Annotated in this window: 21 protein-coding genes; 11 read left to right on the top strand and 10 right to left on the bottom strand. The window is 25.8% G+C overall.

What is annotated here, in order from left to right; translation table 4 throughout:
- The 5 genes from JN03_RS03545 to JN03_RS09640 form a co-directional block, all read left to right on the top strand.
- A partial coding sequence (locus JN03_RS03545) for a hypothetical protein (RefSeq protein WP_166666765.1) occupies positions 1-1,089 on the top strand: 1,089 nt, incomplete at its 5' end.
- Position 1,090: 1 nt separating this feature from the next.
- Positions 1,091-3,520, top strand: a complete 2,430-nt coding sequence (locus JN03_RS09650; RefSeq protein WP_166666764.1) for a hypothetical protein — start codon at positions 1,091-1,093, stop codon at positions 3,518-3,520.
- The gene (locus JN03_RS09645) at positions 3,520-4,527 is read left to right on the top strand and encodes a hypothetical protein (protein ID WP_036441101.1); all 1,008 of its coding nucleotides are present in this window, start codon (positions 3,520-3,522) and stop codon (positions 4,525-4,527) included. Before JN03_RS09650 ends, JN03_RS09645 begins: the two co-directional genes overlap by 1 nt.
- A 79-nt stretch (positions 4,528-4,606) precedes the next feature.
- A complete protein-coding gene (locus JN03_RS06990; RefSeq protein WP_274263075.1) occupies positions 4,607-4,969 on the top strand; it encodes a hypothetical protein in 363 nt (120 codons plus the stop codon).
- Positions 4,969-5,976: a hypothetical protein gene (locus tag JN03_RS09640; RefSeq protein WP_134076667.1), complete on the top strand. Its 1,008-nt coding sequence runs from the start codon at positions 4,969-4,971 to the stop codon at positions 5,974-5,976. Before JN03_RS06990 ends, JN03_RS09640 begins: the two co-directional genes overlap by 1 nt.
- A gap of 572 nt (positions 5,977-6,548) precedes the next feature.
- Here JN03_RS09640 and JN03_RS02555 read toward each other — a convergent pair.
- Entirely contained in the window at positions 6,549-7,004 is a 456-nt protein-coding gene (locus JN03_RS02555; RefSeq protein ID WP_036440409.1) for an RpiB/LacA/LacB family sugar-phosphate isomerase, read from the bottom strand.
- A gap of 2 nt (positions 7,005-7,006) precedes the next feature.
- Positions 7,007-7,480, bottom strand: a complete 474-nt coding sequence (locus tag JN03_RS02550; protein ID WP_036440411.1) for an L-threonylcarbamoyladenylate synthase — start codon at positions 7,478-7,480, stop codon at positions 7,007-7,009.
- A 68-nt stretch (positions 7,481-7,548) separates the two neighbouring features.
- Between JN03_RS02550 and mutM the strand changes: the two genes are divergently transcribed.
- Positions 7,549-8,382, top strand: a complete 834-nt coding sequence (gene mutM / locus JN03_RS02545; protein ID WP_134076666.1) for a DNA-formamidopyrimidine glycosylase — start codon at positions 7,549-7,551, stop codon at positions 8,380-8,382.
- 5 nt (positions 8,383-8,387) lie between these two features.
- Entirely contained in the window at positions 8,388-8,612 is a 225-nt protein-coding gene (locus tag JN03_RS09635; RefSeq protein WP_036454977.1) for a Smr/MutS family protein, read from the top strand.
- 16 nt (positions 8,613-8,628) lie between these two features.
- On the opposite strand, the gene JN03_RS09630 is transcribed toward JN03_RS09635, so the two are convergent.
- The 8 genes from JN03_RS09630 to JN03_RS09605 all read right to left on the bottom strand — a co-directional run bounded on the left by JN03_RS09630 (position 8,629) and on the right by JN03_RS09605 (position 18,565).
- On the bottom strand, positions 8,629-10,221 hold the full coding sequence (locus JN03_RS09630) for a type 2 periplasmic-binding domain-containing protein (RefSeq protein ID WP_134076665.1): 1,593 nt from the start codon (positions 10,219-10,221) through the stop codon (positions 8,629-8,631).
- Positions 10,222-11,079, bottom strand: a complete 858-nt coding sequence (locus tag JN03_RS09625; RefSeq protein ID WP_036440424.1) for an ABC transporter permease — start codon at positions 11,077-11,079, stop codon at positions 10,222-10,224.
- On the bottom strand, positions 11,072-11,932 hold the full coding sequence (locus JN03_RS09620) for an ABC transporter permease (RefSeq protein ID WP_051599468.1): 861 nt from the start codon (positions 11,930-11,932) through the stop codon (positions 11,072-11,074). The genes JN03_RS09625 and JN03_RS09620 overlap by 8 nt, the downstream gene beginning before the upstream one ends.
- Entirely contained in the window at positions 11,916-13,271 is a 1,356-nt protein-coding gene (locus tag JN03_RS09615; protein WP_036457949.1) for an ABC transporter ATP-binding protein, read from the bottom strand. The genes JN03_RS09620 and JN03_RS09615 overlap by 17 nt, the downstream gene beginning before the upstream one ends.
- Before the next feature lie 221 nt (positions 13,272-13,492).
- Positions 13,493-15,178: a hypothetical protein gene (locus tag JN03_RS09610; protein ID WP_134076664.1), complete on the bottom strand. Its 1,686-nt coding sequence runs from the start codon at positions 15,176-15,178 to the stop codon at positions 13,493-13,495.
- Positions 15,178-16,056 carry a GTPase Era gene (era, locus tag JN03_RS02510; protein WP_036440435.1) on the bottom strand — a complete coding sequence of 293 codons (879 nt, stop codon included), beginning with the start codon at positions 16,054-16,056 and terminating at the stop codon, positions 15,178-15,180. The genes JN03_RS09610 and era overlap by 1 nt, the downstream gene beginning before the upstream one ends.
- Before the next feature lie 3 nt (positions 16,057-16,059).
- The gene (gene ybeY / locus JN03_RS02505; protein WP_235187858.1) at positions 16,060-16,464 is read right to left on the bottom strand and encodes an rRNA maturation RNase YbeY; all 405 of its coding nucleotides are present in this window, start codon (positions 16,462-16,464) and stop codon (positions 16,060-16,062) included.
- Positions 16,465-16,552: 88 nt separating this feature from the next.
- Positions 16,553-18,565, bottom strand: a complete 2,013-nt coding sequence (locus JN03_RS09605; protein WP_166666763.1) for an Mbov_0121 family peptidase domain-containing ABC transporter — start codon at positions 18,563-18,565, stop codon at positions 16,553-16,555.
- A gap of 193 nt (positions 18,566-18,758) precedes the next feature.
- Between JN03_RS09605 and mgtA the strand changes: the two genes are divergently transcribed.
- The 4 genes from mgtA (at position 18,759) to JN03_RS09585 (ending at position 24,269) form a co-directional block, all read left to right on the top strand.
- Positions 18,759-21,509, top strand: coding sequence for a magnesium-translocating P-type ATPase (mgtA, locus tag JN03_RS09600; protein WP_166666762.1), 2,751 nt, complete (start codon positions 18,759-18,761; stop codon positions 21,507-21,509).
- 153 nt (positions 21,510-21,662) lie between these two features.
- Positions 21,663-22,364, top strand: a complete 702-nt coding sequence (locus JN03_RS09595) for a pseudouridine synthase (protein WP_036440447.1) — start codon at positions 21,663-21,665, stop codon at positions 22,362-22,364.
- A gap of 131 nt (positions 22,365-22,495) precedes the next feature.
- Complete coding sequence (locus JN03_RS09590) at positions 22,496-23,257, top strand: hypothetical protein (protein ID WP_036440450.1); 762 nt, start codon at positions 22,496-22,498, stop codon at positions 23,255-23,257.
- Positions 23,247-24,269, top strand: a complete 1,023-nt coding sequence (locus JN03_RS09585) for a hypothetical protein (RefSeq protein ID WP_036440453.1) — start codon at positions 23,247-23,249, stop codon at positions 24,267-24,269. The genes JN03_RS09590 and JN03_RS09585 overlap by 11 nt, the downstream gene beginning before the upstream one ends.
- The last annotated feature ends 44 nt before the right edge of the window (positions 24,270-24,313 follow it).

Here is a 24,313-nt window from a genome sequence, read left to right as displayed (position 1 = left end):
TATAGTCAAACTGGAAATCCTAATTCTCATTATATATGAGATGGTGGTATAACCACATCTAAATTATGAGGTTTTATAACCAAAGAAGATGCAACAATTACTAAAGCAAAATTGTTAGATCCAATTGAATTTATGCCTGAATTTAGTACTGACTATTATTACTATAATGGTAAAAAATATCTAGATCACCAATTATCATCCATTGAAAAAGAACTATTTTATAATGCTTTAGAAAACAATGATGTCGATTTTTTAAAAGTAAATAATATTGAATATTGTTATTCTTTTGAGCAAACTAAAAATGGTGATAAATCAAGATATTTTTCTAATCTACATGATTTAGCAACTAAGTTATTAAGTAAAGTTGATAAAAAAGAAATAATGTATTTAGAAGAATGGTATAAATCTGCTACTGGCAAAATTAATATTTTAGGTAGAATTCAAAATGTTAATAGTATTCAAGATGCATTTGTAAAATTAAAAGATATAGTCTTACATGATTTAAAAGCCATTTTATTGATGCAACTTCCAAAATTAAATGATCAAAAAGTTCCAATTGATCAAATAAATGGCAAAGATAATTCAGATGAAAGCCAATTAGGTGATTTATTAAGTTTAATCAATAATCTTAATAAAGATAGTAAATATGAATGGCTCAATAAATTATTATTGTTTGATGGTAATTTAAAAGATGATAAAGATGCTTATGTATATGATATTAATAACATTAATAGTTTAGAAGAAATATTCATTAAAAAATTTAATGTATCATCAAAACTTGTTTCACATAAAATGTTAAATGAAAATAATAATGAATATGACAAATTAAAAGAAATTATTAAGACACAAATTTATAGTATTTTAAATAATGAAAATGAACGAGTCTATTTTGCTTCGTTTAAATTAGCAGTTGAGCATTTGATGCAAATTCAATATTTATCAATAACCAAGATGGTAATACAAGAAAATAAAACTTATAAATTCAAATATCAAGATAAAGAATTTGACACTATAGAAGAAGTTATTGAATATTGTAAGAAATTTATAAAATCTATTGAAGATTATACAAAAGTAAAGAAAGGTAAATAGTATGAATAAAAAAATATTATTTGGAGTTTTAGGATCATTAACTTTATTTCCTATTACTTTAGTGTCTACTTCAACTGTTCGAATTAATAAAAAAATAGATAATAAAGAAAAATCAACTCAATTTAATAAGAAACAATCAATTAGTAGTACTAAAACTAAATATGTAATCAAAATTGATGGCAAAGAAATGATTTTTGATTCTAAAGATGAAATAGTTAAATATTTAGTAGAAAAAGTAAATGTTAACCATTTCATAGGTAAAAAAGAACTTAAAGATTTTGATGGACAAATCGATATGGATCCAAATAAATTAAATCCTGTTGATTTTTCTAAAATTAAAAGAGCCTATAAAGATATTCATGGCAATTACACTGATGATTTATCAAGTGTAATTAGATCATATTTACCAGAATTTGCCATTGTTAAAAGATATTATGATCATAGAAATCAACCATTTAAAGATGAAGAAGATGCTAAAAATAGCATAATTAAAAATTCTACAGAAGATATTGTTGAAAATATATTTTATAAATTAAAATATTCATCAAATGGTATTACAAAAGATAAATATTACAATCCACTTAATGAAAATGATATAAATGAATTAATGCATGATATTTATCATAAAAATGTTTTAGCAGGTGAAACTAAAATTCTTAAGGCTTTACATTTAAAAGATGAAAATGGAAATGAGAAATTATTATCATATAAAGGTAATGATAGTGACTTTTTCAGTAATTTATTTACAAATGCAATAAAAGATTTTACTAATCAAGCAGTAAAAAGACATTATAAAGTTACTTTAAGATTACCGAGAATGGATGATATGAAAAAATATGAGGATTATGGTAAAGCATATTTTGAAAGTTTTTCTTCAAATAACGATAATGAATGAATAGTTAATAATGATAAAACAGAACTTTATAAACATGTTGATGAAGAATGATTGAAAAAATATTATTATGATTTAGAAATTTTAAAAAATAGTGAAGTGGCAAATAAATTTGTAAATAATAATTTTAAAAGGGAATATTCTAAAAGAATAGAAGAAGTTGAAAATCCTAATTATGGTAAGGGAGGTGGTAGACATAGAGGACCACATGCTGGACCTAAACCGATTGATAGTGAATATATTACACATACATATTGAGATCATTTGGCAAAATTAAAAGGTAGTTTCTTAGATTTTAAAAATCTTACTCTAATTGCAAAACAATTTAAACCTGATAATTACTATATAACAGTGCTAGATAAAGATAAATGAACCTATAATAATTTTGGTGTTGAAATTAATGTTGAATTTGACAAAGAAAATTTCAAAAATAAAATGAATAATCTTAAAAATAAATTTGATGAATCACCAGAAAAACTTAAAATGTTTCAATCATTATTAATAAATGCTATTAGAAAATTAAATATTAATCAAGAAAATAAAGATGAAGCAGAAAAATATTTTGAAAATCAAATAATTGATGCTACGACATGAAATATGTTATATGATGTTTTTAAAAATGAACTAAGCAAATTTGTTAAAAATGCAGATCGAAATAATAAAAAAAATTATAGTGGATTAAAATTTAGTGATTTACAAACACATTATAGAAATGGTTTAGATAGTAATTGAGTTAATTGAAAAACTAACTCAAATTTAACAAATGTATTTAATATTTGAGATATAGAATTAACAATTACTAAAGAAATTACATATTATAATGATAAGCCTATCTTTTACAATAATGAAGATAAAAATAAATTCATTAATTTAAGTAATAAAACTAAAAATAATAATGATTATTTCGATTGTATTAATCTTAACAAAAAAATAAATAAAACTGAAATAATGAATGTTCAAGACACAATTAAAGAACAAAACGATTTTTCTTTAAAAAGAAAAATTGGTCATATTGATGATTATTCAAATTATTTCAATTTAGAAGGATTACAAACATTCAAATTTAAAAACTTTATTCAATATAGAGAAGCCAAAGATAATTCTTTAGTATATCAATTAAATAATTCTTATTCATCATTAACTACATTTAAAGATGATGCCGAAATAGCTGATTATTTAAGAAAAATTAAAATTGATGGAATTAAACCCATAGCCAGATATATAATAGTTGGTCTTGAAAGTACATTAAGTTCACACGGTATTAAAATGTTGTTTAATGAACTAGGTTTTAATGATCCAAGTACTATTACTAATAATTACCGTGCAATATTGCAAAAATTAATTTTACCTTCAACTGAAAAAATATTTTATGTAAATAATGGACATAAATATTTAATGGATCTTAAGTATTTCAATTTATGAAATATTGAGTTAAATAAAGAAAAATATTATTTTGCTAATTCACGTGATGTTACTAAATTTATTATCAAATATGTAAATTTAAATGCAAAACCTATTATAAGAAATGGAGTTAAATAATGAAAAAATCACTTTTATTAATGCCTGCTTTATTAGCACCAATTCAGCTTGCAGTTTCATGTGTTCGTGAAGAAACACAAGAACAAAAAGATGAAAAATTAGTTAAAAAATATGAAAAAGATATTGATAAGGGAAAATATGTTTTTGATGATTTTGAACAATTTAAAATGAAAGATGAATATTTTAATGAAGGAACTGTAAATCAAAATTTATGAAATAATCCAAATCGAAAAATTAAAATGTATTGATTAACAAAAAAATTTAATGATGATTTCAAAAAATGGTATGTTGATTTTCAACATAAATTTAATATTTTTAAAAAAGTTATGAATAAATATGCTTCAAAAGAAATAATAGAATACAAAAACCCTAAAATTAGTAATGATCCGGTTCATTTATATTATGTTAAAGAAGTGAAATTTGATTTTTCTAGAGGAATGTCTCCACAATCATATTATAGTGTATTAGATGATGATCAATTTGAAGAAATTTTAAAGCTTTTTAATATTCCTAATTTAAATTTGAATTTATCTTTAGATTATCCTGAATGAAAAATTTTAAATAATACTTGAATAGCTAGGACTTATTATTCAAAAATAAATATTACAGCTATGTTTAATCACCCTCCATTAGGGATACAAAAAATAAGAGACATTTTTTCTATTCCAAAACCATATTATAAAAATGAACATTTTATTACATATCCCGCTGGTGATGAACAGTATCAAGGAAAAGGCGATTGAAAACCAGAAATTACATTTGAATCTTTTAGAGGTCTTGAAAAATCATATTCAACAAATCAATTACTAAGATTACGTTATAAAATTTCTGCTTATAGTGCAGACTGAAAGAAGTTGGATGAAGATTATATTGAACAATACGGAAATTGTGATCCTCTTAAATTTGCAAGTTATCGTTTCAAAATTATCGAATATGACCCAGATAAACCTTTTGATGCAGAACCATCAAAAGTAGATAAATTTGTATTATCTAAACACGGTATTTAGATTTTTTTGCATAAAGAAATAAAAATATTTTTATTCATCATCAACTACATTTAAAGATGATGCCGAAATAATAGATTATTTGAGAAAAATTAAAATTGATGGAATTAAACCTATAGCTAGATATATAATAGTTGGCCTTGAAAGTACATTAAGTTCACACGGTATTAAAATGTTGTTTAATGAACTAGGTTTTAATGATCCAAGTACTATTACTAATAATTACCGTGCAATATTACAAAAATTAATTCTTCCTTCAACTGAAAAAATATTCTACATAAATAATGGACATAAATATTTAATGAATTTAAAATATTTTAATTTATGAAATATTGAGTTAAATAACGAAAAATATTATTTTGAAAATTCACGTGATATTACTAAATTTATTAATAAATATGTAAATTTAAATGCAAAACCTATTACAAGAAACGGAGTTAAATAATGAAAAAATTACTTTTATTAATGCCTGCTTTATTAGCACCAATTCAGCTTGCGGTTTCATGTGTTCGTGAAGAAACACAAGAAGAAAAAGATGAAAAATTAGCTAAAAAATATGAAAAAGAATATGTTGACAGGCAAAAATATGTTTTCGATGATTTTGAACAATTTAAAATTAAAGATGAGCATTTTCGTGAAATAAATGAAAAAATAACTTTTTGAAATAATCAACATCAAAAAATATATGTATTCACATGAAAATTTGTTGAAGATTTTAGAGAATGATATGCTAATTTTCAACATAAATTTAATATTTTTAAAAAAGTTATGAATAAATATGCATCAAAAGAAATAATCGAATACAAAAATCCTAATATTAGTACTGATCCGATTCATTTATATTATGTTAAAGAAGTGAAATTTGATTTTTCAAGAGGAATGTCTCCGCAATCATATTGTGTTGATGCACCAGGCGGGGAAGCATTCAACGAAATTGTAAAGCTTTTTAATATTCCTAATTTAAATTTAAATTTGTCTTCATATTGAAGTTTTGGAGAATTAGATATTTTAAATAATACTTCAATAGCGAAGACTTATTATTCAAAAATAAATATTACTGGAGTATTTGATGCATATTTTACAGCAATAGAAAAAATGAGAGATATTTTTTCTATTCCTAAGCCTTATTATAAAAGTGAGCATTTTATGACATATCCTGCAGGCGAAGAACAGTATCAAGGAAAAGGTGATTGAAAACCAAAAATTACATTTGAATCTTTTAGAGGACTTGAGAAATTATTTTCAACAAATAAATTACTAAGATTGCGTTATAAAAAGTCATTTGATTATGGACCATCTGATATAGATAGAGAATATTTAGAAAATTACGGAAATTATAATCCTCTTAAATTTGCAAGTTATCGTTTTGAAATTATTGAATATGACCCAGACAAACCTGATGCAGAGCCATCAAAAATAGATAGATTTGTATTATCAAAACACGGTGATTAGAATTTTTCTTAGTTCAAAGAAACCAAGAACAATTCTTTAATATATCAATTAAATAATTCTTATTCATCATTAACTACATTTAAAGATGATGTTGAAATAATTGATTATTTAAGAAAAATTAAAATTGATGGAATTAAACCACTAGATGGATATATAATGGTTGGTATTGAGAGTAAACTAACTAAACTCAAATGATATTAAAATGTTGCTTGATGAAGTTGATCTTAATTATTTTTGGACGCTATACTAATAATTTATTAAGCATATTATAAAGATTAATTGAAAAATATCAATGTCTAGAATCGATAGTTCACTAGATAATCATTAAATTGAATATTTCTTTTTAATATTAAAATAGAAATTTTTTCCTAATTTTGACCAAGTTGTCAAATAATTACATTTAACAATTAAAAGCAAAATTAAAGAATTTATTAATTGATATAATAAAAAATTTAATTTAAAAACTCCTCAACCAATGTGAGAAGTCTATTTTAAAAACTAAAATTTGTTTTAAAAATTTTTGTCCTAGTTTACGATGCATTATCCTAGACAAATTTTTTATTTATTTTTAATTATTCGCCATGTTCTGAAAGAACTTTGATTCTAGATTCGTGTCTGCCACCTTCGTATTCAGTGGTTTCTCAGATGTGGAATAATTTAATTGCTTCTTCTGCTAACATTAATCTTCCACCAAAACACAAGATGTTAGCATCATTATGTAATTTAGCAAGTTTAGCTTCTTCTTCGCTAGTTACTCTTGCACATCTTATTTGTTTGAATCTGTTTAATGCAATGCTAATACCAATTCCTGAACCACATAATGCAACAAATAAATTGTTAGAATTTTTAGATTCTTTTTTGAATATATTAGCAAATTCAAGACCCACTTCGGCATAAGAAAGTTTTGTTTCTTCGTCTTGCGAACCAAAGTTTTTGACTTCATATCCCTCTTGTTTTAATAATTCTATAATTTTAGTTTTGGTGCTATGTCCACCGTGGTCGCTTGTTATATAAATAGTTTTTTTCATTATTAGCTCCTTAATATTCTGCCATCTTCTACTCTTATTATTTGACTTGGTTTTTGAGTTGGAGAACCAAAATTATATATATTTTTTATTTCAGGGAAAAGAATTTTAGCTTCTTCTAGTGTTCTACAAACAGGTTGATTTGATAAATTACAACTTGTCATATAGTGAGGTCCATTTTCTTTCAAAAATTCAAGAAGTTTTTTTTGGTTAGGCATTCTAAATCCTTGATCGTTCACAATCAATGTAGTCGCGCCGGGTCAATATTTATTTGCAAGTTTTTCAGCTTCTTGATTCCATTCTTTAAACTCGCGTGCTTGTTTTATAGACGAAACTAAGATTATAAGTTTTTTAGACCTATCCCTTCCCTTTAATTCATATATATTGTTTTTAACTTCGTCATTTACCTTGCCACCTATTCCCAAAACGGTATCGGTAGTAGTAATAATTAGGTTATTGTATTTATTTTTGGTTTTCATAAAAAAATTCATTTATAAATTTTAATATATAATAACTTTATTAAATTAAATATAATTAGAGATAAATTATGCCTGAATTACCAGAAGTAAGAGTTGTAGTTGACAACTTAAATACACATATATTAAATAAGAAAATTAAACAATTAACTATTTTTAAGCACAAACTATTTAAAAAATTTCCTTCAAATAAATTTCAAGAAGAAATTGTGGGTAAGAAATTTTTAAAGGTAGAAAATAAAGGGAAAGTAATTATTGCGACGCTTTCTAATGGTTTATATTTGTATTCTCATTTGCGAATGGAAGGGAAATATAAATATTTCAATCACATAAATGAAATAACTACTACCCGTAATTTAATTGCTATTTTTGAGTTTGAAGATCAAACTGTTTTGGCATATTACGATTCTAGAATGTTTGGTGAATTTTATTTGTATTATGAAAATAATCCTGAATATATAAAACCATATGCACATTTTGCAGATGAACCTGATAAGGTTGATTTTGAAAAGGTGTATAAAAAACTAAGTAATTCAACTCAAGCTATTAAAACCAAAATAATGTCGCAGGATGTTGTAGCTGGTATTGGTAATATTTATGCTGATGAAATTTTGTTTGAACTTAAAATACATCCTGAAACACCTAGTATGAATTTAAAGAAAGAACAAGTTAAACAAATTTTGGAAGTTGCTACTAAAATAATGAATAAATCATATGAGCACGGAGGAACTACTATACATAGTTTCGAAAGTTTTAATGATAAATCAGGACATTATCAAGATTATTTGATGATTCATAATTCACAAATTAAGTTTTGCAAAGTATGTAATACTAAGGTTGAAAAGATTTTTGTAAATAATAGAGGAACCTATTTCTGCCCCAATTGTCAGAAATTGGAAAAATAGTAATTATGCTTACACTAGACTTACACGGGATGGATGTATTTAAAGCAACCGCGGTTGTCATAAATAAAATTTATGAATTTGAAGAAAATGAATGAGCATTTCAATTAAATATTATTTGTGGTAAGGGCACGGGCGCTTTACGTAATTTAGTTGAAGATATATTAGAACGCGAAACTAATTATGTTTTCGAATACGATGAAAGATCAGCTACTTTTTGAGTAAAAAAATAAGATCTTTTAGATCTTATTATGATTTAGTTTTTTCAAAATAATATGACGCAATTTTTGTTCGCAAGTTTGTGTTAATTATTGGATATGTTAAGAGTGTGTAATCGCTTGATTTTTTTGGTTGTTGAAAGATTTCTAAAACAGTTTCATCATTCATAAAATATCATTTTTTAATGAATTCGTAAGTCAATTCGTCGATCGGTGTATAGCATATAAAATCAAAATTTTTGACTTCTGCTATTTTGGTTTCGGAAAATGTTTCGGAAAATAAATCTGGAAAATATCCTTCGTTTCGATAATTTAAGATTTGTTGAATATCACTAGCGGTCTTATTTTGTTTATTGATAAGCACAATCATATTATCAATATCAACAATTTTTTGTGGTTCGTATTTATATTCTTCTTTTTGTTGAACTATTATGTCTTTGTTCAATCTTTCTTTAATTTCATCTAAAAAAGTAATTTCGAGTGATTTTAATTTTAAAGAAAGTTCTTGGTTAACATCCAAATTAACATAGATATTATTTTTTAAAATTTTTAAGAAGTTGTTAGTTTGCTTATCAGAAAGTGATTTCGAAACTATTCAACAATCAGTTAGAAGATAATTTATTTTAGGTCTAACAAAACGAATTTGTTCTTCTTTAGCGTTTAAGAAGTTATCACTTGAATAATAAGCATCAATAGCATCTCCATTATATAAAATAGCAGCCTCAATTCTCTTTTCTTTAGGTTCGATTAAATGATTTAATAATTCCAAACCATCGCCTGTAAAAAAGTTATATTCGGTATCTTTAATTGATTTACCGCCGACTTTTTCGACAAAGTCAACAAAGCCGTCAATTGCATTTTTATAGTTCAAATCAGTGAATTTATTGTAAGGGTTAATGTTTTTGTAAATAGAACCAATCATTAAATTATCATAATATGCATTAGTTCAACCGAAACGATTGTAATTATGCGCACGCAAAATTTTAATAATTTCTTCTCAAGAATATTTTTTCTTTTGCAATTCTTCTTCTAGATTGGAAATGTTTATATTAGGTCGAAAACTATTATCTATGTTATAGGCAACGCCCTTGTCTTGTGAATAATATGGAATAATGTATTCATAAAAATGGTCTTCTTTACCATCGCCATCGATATCATAAGTTTCATTAGACAAAATTTTTGCTTTAGGATTATTTGTGTTTTTAGCCTTTATTTCAGCATAAATTTGCTTGTCAAATTCTTCAAAGTGTTCAACTATTTCTTGACGATATAGTTTTTTTCTTTTTTCTCAAATGTTGGCAGTGGCACCATAAATTTGTGTGAAGTCAAGTTTTTTTATTTTATTATCAATTATTAGTCTTGCGGCTTGAAAGTCGCTTCCGACACCTGCAATTGCTTTTTCAGCGTACAAAGCTTGGGTGAATTCATTTACTTCTTTGAATTCTTTGTAGTTATATTGTTTTTTTACTTTTTCAATTATTTTTGGTGAAAGATAGGATTCGTAATTATAAATGCTTGGGCGATATCCGTTTTTCTGTTTAGTAATTATAAAAGATACAAATAGAATGATTATGAAGATTAATGGTAGAAATATTAATAATGCTCTTCATACTCTTCGGTTCAATTAATACACCTCAGTGTTTTTCTGGATTGTAGCTTTAATTAACTGCAACGATTTTTTAGCTTTAAAGTTTTGAGTACTTTTATAAGTTACATAAATTGCATTGCCCAGAATAACGATGATAAGTGATATTGCACCAATAGCTAATGATCATGCTTGGAATTGTCCTTCATAAAGTTGAGTTCCAAGAGTTTCGGTATTTGATACTATCCGTGTGATGATGAAATCATCAAATGATAGTGCAATGGTAATAACGAATGTAAATCCAATACTACCTAACATATAAACAAAGTAAGTTTTGAATCAAGTTTTAAATTTAGAATATCCTAAGTCTTGGCTAGCTTCAAAAATGTTTTTTGAAAACTTATCACTTTTAGGAAGCATAATTAGAATACCATAAGGTAAACACATTACAGTGTGGGCAATAATTGATCTAAAAAATCCTTCATTAGTAGCTCGTAGTGTTCCTAAGAAAATCAAATTAAATACAATAGCAAGAGTTAGACCTGTAATAACATCAGGATTAATTAAAGGAATATTTGAAGATGATTGAATGTAACTTCTTAAAACTTTATTTTTTTGTCTTCAAATAGCAAACACTGTAAGTAAAGAAATTATTATAACTATGATTGAAGTTGAAAAACCTAGTAAGAAAGAGTTGACAAATGCTAAACTGTGCGATTTAGAAAATAATTCTTTATAAGCAAGTCATGAAGTTCTATTTCATGAAGTAACTGAGAATACACCTTTAGCGGATGGTTCGTTGAAACTGTAAATAAGTCCAAAGAAGATAGGAATATATAAGGATAGTAAAACCAAAAAAATATAAAAGTGTTTAAAAAATGATTTTAACTTACTCATATACACCTCCGTTCTTGTATTTACTTATTAAATAAGGAATACCATAAATGATTCCATAAATTGAAAGTAGAATTAAAATAGTTATTATAACTAGTGTTGAAGCATTTGCTATATCAAATGGATTAGCTGTATTGGTAAATTGGTTAATTAAATTTCCAATTAATTGTTTTTGACTTCCGTTAGGTAACATTTTATCTGAAATAATAATAGAAGTAGAAGACATCATTAGTACTATTCCAATTCCACTCAAAATTGCTTTATGGCAATAAGGAATAATAACTTTTAACATTGTTTGAAATCTTGAATATCCTAGGTCTTGACTAGCTTCAACAATATTTTTAGGCATGTCTTTTAGGATTTGATAAATTGGCATTACCATAAATGGTAAATATAGATAAACCATTCCAAAAATTAAAAATGCAAAGTTATTTAATTTGTTTTCATCAAAGATTGCTGAGAATAATCCTCTAATAGCGAGCGCTTTTGAAATTGTAAAGATTCCAAGTGGGCTCAATATTAATGAAAGTCCTAAAATTTTTACTATGCTTTTACTATTTGAAAGAATGTAAGCATAAGGGAAACCTATTAAAAATGCTAAGATAGCAGCAACAATGCCTGTTCATAATGATCTGAACATTATTTTTCAAGTTTGAGCTTTGCCCACAATTTCTCAGTTTTCAAATTTTTCCTGCCCTTCTAATGGCTTAAAACCATAATAGAAGATAAGTATCATCGGAAGAATTATGAATAGTACTGAAAATATTATGTAAGGAACTAATAAGGACCATCTTCATTTAGAACCAACTTCAATGTTCTTTCTATTGAATGGTTGTTTCCTAATCGATTTTGTCATTTGCTTCTTTCTCCATTAAGTGAATAGCATCAATATCTCAATCTAGGAAAATAGTTTGATCAATTTTATATTTGTTTGGAGTTTCAATTATGATGTTTTGCCCATTTACATCAACTTCGTAGTTGTAATAACTTCCACCATATGTTGATTTTGTTATAGTTCCTGTTAATTTAGCTTTACTTGAAAATTTAGTAATGTTAATATCTTCTGGTCTAATAAGAGCATCAACTTTTTGATTTGGTTCAAAGTTTTTGTGAATGGTATCAAAAACTTTACCCATAAATTTAACCTTGCCTTCTTTTACAAAAGTAGCATCAAAAAAGTTAGAATCACCAATAAAATTAGCAACTCATTTATTTTTAGGAAAGTCATATAGTTCTTTTGGTTCGCCAAATTGTTCAACTTTTCCATCCCTAATGATTGCTATTCTATCGCTTAATTGCAATGCTTCATTCCGGTCATGAGTAACAAAAATGAAAGTAAGTTTTAACTCTCTTTGAATATCTCTCAAAAAGTGTTGCATTTTTTCTCTAATTTTAGCATCTAATGCACTCAAAGGTTCATCTAGTAAAAGTAGTTCAGGTTCAATAACCAAAGAACGAGCTAATGCAACCCTTTGTTTCATACCACCCGACAAGAAATTAACATTTTTCTTTTCATTACCAGATAGTCCTACTAGGTCAACTATTTTTTTAACTTCAGCATTCATTTCAGCATTTGTAATTGAACGAGTTAAAAATTTCTTTTCATAGTTTTCAGTTTTTAAATCACAGTAGTTTTCTCAGTATGAGTATTTGAAGTCTAGATTATCGATTAGGTTTTGATATTTATCGATTTGTTTTTCAGATATTTTACCTTTTTCAATAATTGCTTGGTATTGTGACATTTGCTTGTCAAGTTTTTGCATTTCTTGACTAGCTTTTTTTCTTCAAAGAATTTGTTTAGTTAGAAGATTTTTTTCAAATGATTTATTTACATTTTCTCTTGGTAGTCTTTTTAGTCTAAGTCCGTATTTAATGTTATTTTCAACATTCAAATGTGGAAAAAGTGCATAATCTTGAAAAATTGTCGATACATTTCTCTTATGCGGGCTTAAATCTTTAATGTCTTTACCGAAAAATTTAACTTCACCACGAGTTACTCATTCAAAACCACCAATTATTCTTAAAATTGTAGTTTTTCCAGAACCGGAAGGCCCTAATAAAGTAATAAATTCACCTTTATTAATAGATAAATTTACATCATCTAAAACGAGTTTATCGTCAAACTCTTTAACGATGTCAACTAATTCAATGATTGGTAAGTTGTCTTGTTTTGTAACTTGTTTTCTTGCGTTCATATAAGTTTTTCTCCTTTCTTTTCCATAAATTAGTTAGAAGAAAATAGGGAGGCACAATCATAAATGTCTTGCGAATATTCAATGGTATAGCGATTTAAATTGCAAAAATTAAGGAAGAATTTTTCCTTATAAAAGTCCCATTTTATGTGGTCTAATAATAGAAATTTTTGCTTTTTTAACATAGTTTAAATTATAAATAAATTAATAAAAAATATCTTTTTTTATGAGCGTGTATTATTGTAATAATAATCGATAATTTCGGTCCTTAATTTTAATCCGATTGGTTGGTAAACTTGGTGATTAATAGTAGAATTATTTTCAATTGTGAAAATTCTTATTGCCTTCTCATCATCGGACATATCATCTTCTTTGAAATAATATTTTTTGATGAAATTATTCATATATTTAAAAGGTGGTGTGTAGTTAACTGAATCGAAATTATCAACGCTATTTAAGAAACCAAAATTGTCTTTAAATATATCGAATTTTTCCTTGTAAAAGTTTTTGTCAAGTTCATTTATGTCAAATGGAGCTTCTATATTTTTATTTTTGAAAAGTTTGGTTAAATATTCATATTTTTTATTAGGTTCATTATCTACCAAGTTTTCTAAAACACTTTGATAGTAATGTTTTATGTATTCACTTTCTGTGAATGTGCTACCAGTAATAACATTTTCTTTTCAAAATTTCAAAAATTTATCAGTGTCTTTGTCACTAACGTTATTGGAAATAATTCAAGCGTCCATTAGAATGTAATTATTTTTAGGTTTTACATAATCGATTTGTTTTTTATCTTCTAAAATTTCGAAGTTATCATTAGCATAATAAGAATCTAAAGTGTCACCATTGTACATAATTGCAATATCTGGTTTGGTTTTAATAGGTTCAATGATTTCATTAACTAATTGAAGACCATCAGTAACTAATTTATTGTGAAGAGGTTCTTTGATAGAAAATCCTGTTGATTTTTGAACAAAATCAAAGAAATAATTAAATATTTCTTTATAGTTTTTTTCGGTAATTTCTTCTACATAACCTTGTGAATTTATGTAATTTTTTAAACCTTGTTCAGTAGCATAAAATTGACCAATCATAGCATTGTCAAGATATGAGTTGGTTCAGTTGATCATTTTATAACCATGGTTATTAATTAATGTGGTTAAAATGTTGTGTCAAGTGTAATTATTTTTAAAATCAATTTTTGAAATATTTTTAATTTGAGGTCTATATTTTTGATTAATATTATAAGCGATGACTTTATCTTGTATAAAGTAAGGAAATAAAAATTCGTAAAAATGATCTATACCAATTTTTCCATCTGCTTCAAAGCCAATAACTTCTTTTGAAATGTCATCGTTTTTGTAATAAAGAAAAGGCCTAATGATTTTATTTTGCTTAGTTAACGTTGTTTTTATATTTTGAGGATTAGCTTTTTTAATAGCTTCAATAATTTTTTGTTCATAAATATCTATGTGTTTTTGAACAATATCTTCATAATGCGAGTAAACAAACTTTCTGAATTGTTTTTCTTTTTCGAATACATTCAGTCCATCTTCGTTTTCTTTATAATTATCAAAAATTTTTCTTAGTTCAATTTTTCTAAGTTTACCTTCTAAAATAAGTTGTGCTATTTGGTGATCTGAACCAACGCCTGCAACTGCCTTGTTGGTATGAATTGCTTTTGTAAATTCCTGAATTTCAGAAAATGTATGATAAGAATAGTGCTTTTTAATTTTAGATATTACATTTCTACTCAAATATGATTCGTAATTATAAATACTTACTTTAAATGGATTCATTATTCTAATAATAAGTATTCATAAAAAAATAGAAAATAAAATCACTATCAATATTGATAGTAAGATTTTCTTGATCATATAAGGTGGAAGATATCGCCTCTTTTTCATTAATACCCCAATTTTTTTATATCATCATCATTATTAACTCAGTTAGGCATAACTTTAACTGATATATTAATGTAAACATTCCGATCGAATATTTGTCTTAATTTCTTTCTACTTCTTATAGAAATGTCTTTAATTACACTAGCATCTTTTCCAATTATGATAGCTTTTTGTGAATTTCTTTTTACATATAAAGTAGCTAAGATTTTATAAATGGTTGGTTCTTCTATGAACTCATCAATTTTTATAGCTATAGAGTGTGGCAAGTCTTCGTATAAATTACGAACTGCATTTTCTCTAATAACTTCTTTAGCAATGAAAGTCATAGGAACATCGGTGATATAACTTTCATCATATAAAAGTTCACCTTCATTACCATAGTTTTTAATTTCTTCAATTAAGTCTTTGTAAGCTTGTTCGAATTTAAGTCCTACTCCAAAAACTTTTTCAAAGCCAAGCTTTTTTAACTTATTAACTTTTTCTTTTATAACTTCTTCATTATTTTCTAGATCTAGTTTAGTAATAACCGCAATTTTAGGAATATCTTTTACTTCTTTTAGTTTATCAATAATGTATTGATCGCCTTTACCTATTTCTTCATTAGCTGCGGTTAAGAATAAAATGACATCAACATTTTTTAAATTTTCATATGCTTTACTGTTTAATTTTTCAGAAAACTTATTAACTGATTTGTGAATACCTGGAGTGTCAATGAAAATGATTTGTGAATTTTCATCATTATAAATTCCTCGGATTTCATCTCTAGTAGTTTGAACAAAAGGTGAAATAATCGATAACTCTCATTTAATAAGGTTGTTCATTAATGTGCTTTTTCCAACATTAGGACGTCCAATTAATGATGCAATAACTATTTTTTTCATAATCTAATACCTCGTAATAGACATCATATTCATTATGTTATCAACGTGTTGATTCATAATTTTTTCTTCTTCAGGTGTTTGATGGTCAAAACCTAACAGATGCACAATACCATGGGCGAATATGTAACAAAATTCTCTTTTTAGTGAGTGGTTAAATTCTTTTGCTTGTTTTTTAATTTTTCAAGGAGAAATTATTATTTGACCTAATGGTCTAACCTCAAGAAAATCAAGGTTCATATCTGCTTCAATTGGGAAGCTAAGAATATCAGTTGTATAGTTTTTATTCCTGTACAAATTGTTCAATTTTTTCATTTTGAAACGATCGACAAACAAAACATCAACACTAATATTTTTAGTTAAATTAAATTCTTGAATAGTTTTCTCTAAGATTTCTTCAAATTCTTTCATAAAAATGAACTTTGAAAAACTCTTATTTAAAAAATTTAACTTGTTGTTCATACGGGATTATTATAAACTATTAAATATATTTATATATTTAAAAGTAAATTTTATCTGATTTGTTAATATAACGATTGCAGTGACTTGTTTCAATAAAAAGAGCATCTTTTTGTTCTTTTAAAATAGCTTTTTTCAAAAACTGTCAGTTTTTCTTGTCAATATTTTCTAATGCTTCATCCAAAAGTATGACATCATATTCAAAACAAAAGAGTTTTAGTATGTTTAATAGTTGTCTTTGGCCTGATGAAAGAAACATTCCTCCACTTGTAATTTTTTCATCAATTCGCAAATTGAAGTTATTTAATAATTTATCGAGTTTATATTTTTCGATATTTAATTTGAATCTATTAATAGCAAACTTATTATTGCAAGTAATGTATTCTAAAATATATTGATTTGGGAAGTATACATTATTAGAATTTATGAAGATTTTTTCACGATATTTTTGTAGATCAATATCTTTGATATTGACACCATTTACTAAAATATTTCCTTCATAACTATTATAGATACCAAATATCAATTTAAATAATGTAGTTTTGCCAATTCCATTTTTGCCATCAACTATCTTATTTTCGGTTATTTCAATATTAAGATTTTCGAAAATGTTTTTAACATTGTAGGCAAAACTAAAGTCTTCAAATTTAATGCTTTGAATCTTACCGATGATTTGTTTATCTTTGCTTTCGCTTTCTTCTTCGATAAATAAAATGAAATTAAGTCTTGAAATGTTTTCTTTATTAGTAGCTGAATTAATAATAATTTCAACTAATTCATCAGAAGGTGTTACTAAAAATGAAATTATTGTATTAAAAAGTAGGAAATCACCAAGTGTAATATCTCCATAAATTACATATTTAGTACCTAAATAAACCACAATAAATTGAACAATTACATTCAAAAATTTCGATGTCAAGTCTTTAATATTAATAGTTTTTCATAGAGCAAAATTATTGGATTGAAGTGTTTTGATGTTGTTTTGAACTTCGCTTACTATTTGCGTTTTATAAGTTGGATTTTTTGAATAGATGTTATTCAAAAAAATTTCTAAATTCTTATTAATAATTTCAATGTTGTTTGAAACTATTTTGGGATATTGTCTATGTACTCTTTTATTAAAAATAAAAGATATAGCAATGCTTATTAAAACAAAAGTTATTGAGATTAATAGTAGCCTCCAATTAATTGAACCCATACCAAGGAAAATTAAAATAATTGATACTAGATTACAAAAGACTAAGTTTATTATATTTGCATAATAATGTGAAATTTGGTCAATTGTAGAAAGGCGTTGCATAAAATCAGATTTAGAAATTTTTTCTAACATCTCGCTTTTACCATTCAAAGTTTTTCGGAAAAATAGTTCGAGTATTTCTTTTCGAATTCTGCTAAATATATTCTGCCGCAGAATAGTATTAAATAAATTAGCTATAAGGCGCAACACTATAATTCAACCAAACACCAAACTTATTTTAATGAGTAAATCATTCTTTCCTTCAACAATAACTTTATCAACAATATATTTGATAAAAAAAGATGAGGCAAAAAATAGTGCTTGACTTAAAAAACTTATGAAAGTAATTAAAATTACATATCCTATATTTTTGACTAAAAAATCATTTTTGAAATTCTTGGAAGTATAACTTAAATCTTCAGTATTTGATTTAGACACAGTAATTACTATATTCAAATATTTACTTTTAAACTCATCTATTGGAATTTTAATTTTTCCTTTAGCGGGGTCATTTATATAAATGTGATTTTGAGTCTTTTCTTCTACAACTACATAATGATAGTAGTTATTATCATTGATAATAGTGAAAAATTCACCATCTATTTTTAGATTCAAAAAAGATTCAAAATCACCTTCCATTACATTCAAACTAATTCCTAGTTTTGAAGCGAGTGAATTAAGGTCATATAAAGAAATTCCATTTTGTCCATAATTTATCTTTTGTTTCAATAAATTTATGTCAAGTCATTTCTTATAAAACATTTTATAAAAGCCTTGGAGTACTATAAGTCCACAGTCTTTTTCATCTAATTGCATTTTTAATCTCATACCTATATTTGTAGCACATAAGTTTTTGACATTATTTGAATTTGAGAAACATTTGAGAAAGTTTTGTGAAACTATGGTTCTAAGACATAAAAGAAATTCAAGTTTCACAAAAATATAAGTTAATAAGTTTTAAAAATTAATAATTGGTAAAATTTAATATAACTAAATATTGGAGGTATGTATGAGCAAATTACAAGTAGTAAATAAATCTAAAACTGAAGAAAAATTGCGTCTAAGTAAAAATCATTTAATTGAATGTTCTGATATGTCGCAAGATGATTTATTTGCTAAATTTAATACTAATCTCCGCGGAATAGAAACAGATGATCGCATTGAAGAAAATCGTGAAGAGTATGGTGAAAATAAAATCACTCGTAAAGGTGCAGACACTGTTTTAAAAAGAATAGTAAGATCATTTTTCAATTTATTTAATATTATTTTATTTATACTTGCAATGATTTCGATGGTAGCTGAAATCATTGTTCCAATAGTGCGTAAAACAGGCGATCAATCTTATACAACAATGATTATTATTTTGGTAATGATTTTTGTAAGTAGTATCATTCATTTTATTCAAGAGCAACGAAGTGCGACAAATGCTTCTAAACTCACACAAATGATTCAAACTACTTCGCTTGTTAAAAGAGCGGGTATATTAGAAGAAATTCCTTTAAAAGAAATAGTGGTAGGAGATATTATCCACCTTGCAGCTGGAGATATTATCCCAGCTGATGTGCGGATTTTATCAGCACGAGACCTTTTCGTATCGCAATCAGCTTTAACCGGTGAATCAGAGCCTATTGAAAAATACTCAATAAAAGACACCAAAAAAAATTATGACAATGTCACAGATTTAAGCAACATTGCTTTTATGGGAACTAACATTATTTCAGGCTCAGCAGTTGCGATTGTACTAGCTGTAGGAAATAGTACTTACCTTGGACAAATAGCATCTAAATTAAATGAAAAACCTGTGAAAACTAATTTTGAAAAGGGGATTAAAAAAATCTCACTTCTTTTAATGATCATAATTTCAATTATTGTTCCTATTGTATTTTTGATTGTTGGATTTTTAAATAAAGAACCTAATGCTAATCCATGAGTAAAAGCTTTATTATTTGGGATCACAATTTCAGTTGGTTTAACTCCCGAAATGCTGCCTATGATAATAATAAGTTGCTTATCAAAAGGTGCAATTGCAATGGGTAAGAAAAAAACCATTGTCAAGAATTTAAATAGTATCCAAAATTTTGGAACTATGGACATTCTTTGTACTGATAAAACAGGAACTATTACTCAGGATGAAGTTATATTGGAACGCCACTTGGATGTTACCGGCAAGGAAGATAGTTATGTTTTAAAATATGCTTTCTTGAATTCTTATTATCAAACAGGACTTAAAAACTTATTGGATAATTCTATAATTAATAGAACACTTGAACTTGCAGAAGAAGACAAAGAACTTGATAATCTAGAACTTCACTTTGAAAAAATCGATGAAATACCTTTTGATTTTAATCGTAAGAGAATGTCGGTTTTAGTACGTTCATTAAAAAATAATAAAATTAAAATGATTACCAAAGGTGCTGTTGAAGAAATTATTAACATATGTTCTACCATTTATAAAAATGGAAAAGTAATTCCACTTGACAAAAAAACTATCAATGATGTGCTTGAAAAAGTTGAAGAATTCAACAATGAAGGTATGCGTGTTATTGCAATAGCTTCAAAAAATAATGCATCAGCTGTTGGTAAGTTTTCTGTAGCTGATGAAAAAGAAATGACATTAATTGGCTATTTAACATTTTTAGACCCTCCAAAAGATTCAGCTGAAAGTGCAATCCGTGAACTTAATGCTAAAGGTGTTGAAATAAAAATTCTTACTGGTGATAGCCCATTAGTTACCAAAGCAATTTGTGCTAAGGTTGGGATTGATTATGAAAAAATCTTGCTTGGTAAAGAAGTGTCATCTATGAGTGATGAAAAACTTGCTAAAGAAGTTGAAAACACTCAAATATTTGCCAAATTAACTCCTGACCAAAAAGCACGTATTATTACTATTTTACGTAAAAATGGTCATGTGGTTGGTTATATGGGGGATGGTATTAATGACGCTCCTGCTATGAAAGTTGCCGATGTTTCTATTTCAGTAGATACTGCAACTGATATAGCAAAAGAAACTGCCAACATCATTTTGCTTGAAAAAGATTTAAATGTTTTAGCAACTGCTATTGTCGAAGGTAGAAAAACTCATGCCAACATCAACAAATACATTAAAATGACAGTTTCTTCAAATTTCGGAAACATTATTAGCATCTTGATCGCTTCAATCTTGTTACCATTTCTTCCAATGGCGCCTATTCAAATAATTTTACTTAACTTAATTTACGATCTATGTTGTGGTGCTATTCCATGAGATAATGTCGACAAACAATTTATTAAAAAACCTAAACAGTGAGAATATAAATCTATCCTCCGGTTTATGCTCTGATTTGGTCTTGTAAGTACAATAATTGACATTATGTCATTTCTAATCTTCTACTTTGTATTTATTCCAGCACAAATGAATGGAATGCAATACAAAGACATTCTAAAAGTAAGCCCTGCTCAAGCAAAACAATTTATGCATATGTTTTGAACTGCTTGACTTGTGACTTCAATGTGAACTCAAACTTTAGTAATGCATTTTTTAAGAACCGATAAAGTTCCATTCATAAAATCAAACGCTTCAACTTCAATATTTATAACAACCTTAATTGGTATCGGTGTAATTACAGCGCTTCAATACATTCCGAAAGTAAATTCTTTACTTTTAATGCATCCACTTCCACCAATATTTTATATGTGGTTAACTATTTTACTCGGAAGCTATATCATCTTAGTTTCAATTGTAAAACTCATTTACCGCAAGATATATAAACAGTTCTTGTAACTTAATTAATACGCACCCCAAAATTTGACTCATCTAGTGAGTCTTATTTTATTTAGTGGCACATTTTTTTGCTGTCTCATTTATTTTAAATTCTTATTTTCAAATTAATATAAGGTTTTTTAATAGAATTTTTTAAGTATAAATATCAAAGTAATGAAACAGCAAGTAAGAATAGAAAAATATATTGGTGATATAACAACACTTTCTCGCAAAGTGATTAAACAAAAGCTTAAACAAAAAGCTATTAAAGTTAATGGCATTTTAATCACTGAATTAATCAAAATAAATCCCGAAAAGGATATTGTTGAACTAGATGGTTCAAAACTAGAATACAATAAGTTTCAATATTATATGTTCAATAAGCCCGCTGGATTCATCACTGCAAATAATGATTGATATAGTTCAACTATATTTGACATTTTAGGTCTTAAAAGAGATAAATTTTTTGCTTTTGGAAGACTAGATAAAGACACTGAAGGACTTTTAATAATTAGTAATGATGGAAAAATGTGTCACACGCTTTTAAGTCCTAAAAATCATGTACCTAAAAAATACTTAGTTAGAGTAGACAAAAAACTTGATTCTGAAGTTTTAAACAAAAACCTTCCGATTAAAATAAATGATGAATTCACAGTAGAAAACTATTTGTTTGAAAAAATTAATGACAAAACTTGCTATATAACCATTTATGAAGGTAAATTTCACCAAGTCAAAAAAATGTTTGCAACCCAAGGCTGTTCTGTTCTTTATTTAAAAAGAATACAATTTGGTAAATTGCAATTAGATCCAAATTTGAAACTAGGATCAATTAGAAAATTAACTGAAGAAGAAATAAAACTTATGCAAGAAAAATAAAATTTTATTTTTTATTAGATATGTAAAATAAGTTTTTTTCTTCATTATTTTTTTATTTAAAAAAGATACTTATGCTATGAGTATTAGTAGGTTTCATATTGTATATTGTATAATTTATATAAGGAGACAATATGAATTACGACATACCTATTGAACACAAAATCGAGGTTAAAGGCAAAAAAATTAAATTTTTGACTAAGAAAGATTTAGAAGAGCGAAAAATACGTTTACTTGAAGATTTTAAGAAAAAAGTTGCGAAAAATAAAGATAATTATCAAAAATTAATGAGTTATCTAAAATTTGTTCTTGAACTTGCATATTTTGAAGATGGTTATATAAAACTTAATTGAAAAAAATATAGTCCACAAAATGATAAGAAGATAAGACCTGATTTTTTTGATAGAACAATAAGAAGTATAGATAAACATACAAAAAGTGAAGAAAATGATTCTAAAATAAAATGAACTGGCGAACTTGATTGATTAGAAGGTTTTGAGAGTTATAAATCCTGAGGTGGATATATACCATCAAGCCTTTGAAATCATCCAATTATTGTTAAAAGATCTTTAGTTTATATCATACCTTCATTTGCAAAAAATATATATTTTTATAATGAAAAATATTATGTAGGTGGAATAGGTGAACTTGTTAGAACTCTTGAAGATTATTTTTCACTTAAAAATATGTGAGCAAAAGCAACAAAGAGATCTGATAATTTGTATTTTGAATATTTAAAAACAGTTTTTGAAGCAGTACGTGAATTTAGAAATAATTATTTAAAATTTGCAATTAGAAAAGTGCCAGGAAGACAAATACATTATGAGTCAGTTGATGATAGAATTGTGATAGATAAACAAAGCGGTCAAATAATTTTATTAAAAAATGGCATATAAAATTAGCAAAAAAATATTTCTTTCATCAATTTTGATTTTGCCTTTCTTACTTTCATCATCTTGTGCTATCAAACCTGTAAAATTCAATAAGATTATCAAAAATAAAATTGAAAATTTTAAAGTTATTCCTAACAAAAACAATGATTTTGGAATTTATGGATTTAATAATCTAGCGCATCTTTCATTTGGCACATGAAAAACAATTGAAGGTAAATATATAGATGTAAATTTAAAATTAGAACTTCACAAAAAATTATTAGAAGGTGTTTCAACTTCATTTGGTGATGAAATTTTTAAAAATATGTTACTTAATCGTAAAGATTATATGTTAGATGATTTTACAAATGAAGAATATAAAAAATTATTTGATAATTACACATACCTTAATAAAGATATTCTTTCTGATTCTAGCGATGCACCATTTGACAGAAAATCCGCCTATGATTTTTATGATTATTTATTTCATCCAACATTTTTAAATTTTTCAAATTTAAATAATTTCTACATTGCCAAATATTTTGATGACTATCAAAAATTTATAAATCCATTTTGAGAAAGCACTAATCCTAAAGCAAAAGAATATAATGCTAAATGACAAAGTCTTCTTAAAAAATACGATGAAAAATTCTTTGAAGAAAATTATTTAATAATTTTCAGAGGTGCTAAATCTTTTATTTACACCAAGAAAAATAATGATAAAGTAGTTTCATATTTAATAAAACCCAAGAAAATACGTTCAATTAATTTAGACAAAAATCATCATATTTCTATCAACTATCAATGAGATTTTATAAATGTTAGTGGTCAGGATTTAAACAAAATCAATAACAACATTGAGCCTTATGAAATAATTTTTCCTAAAACCAAATGAAATGAAAAACTAATTGATCAATCAACTTATGTAAGAGTTTCGAGTGCTTATACAGATAATACTAACCTCAAATTCGTTTATTATGTTGAAAAATTATTTAATACAAAACTCTTCAAAGAAGTAATTCCAGGTATGTTTTAACTTCAAAAAAATAATTTCACTAAAATCCTGCAAAAATGATGTGG

Source organism: Metamycoplasma hyosynoviae (genome assembly GCF_004365165.1).
In the GTDB taxonomy this organism is placed as follows: domain Bacteria; phylum Bacillota_I; class Bacilli_A; order Mycoplasmatales; family Metamycoplasmataceae; genus Metamycoplasma; species Metamycoplasma hyosynoviae.
Note: the sequence above shows the minus strand (reverse complement) of the source record. Positions and strands in the feature narration are given on the sequence as shown.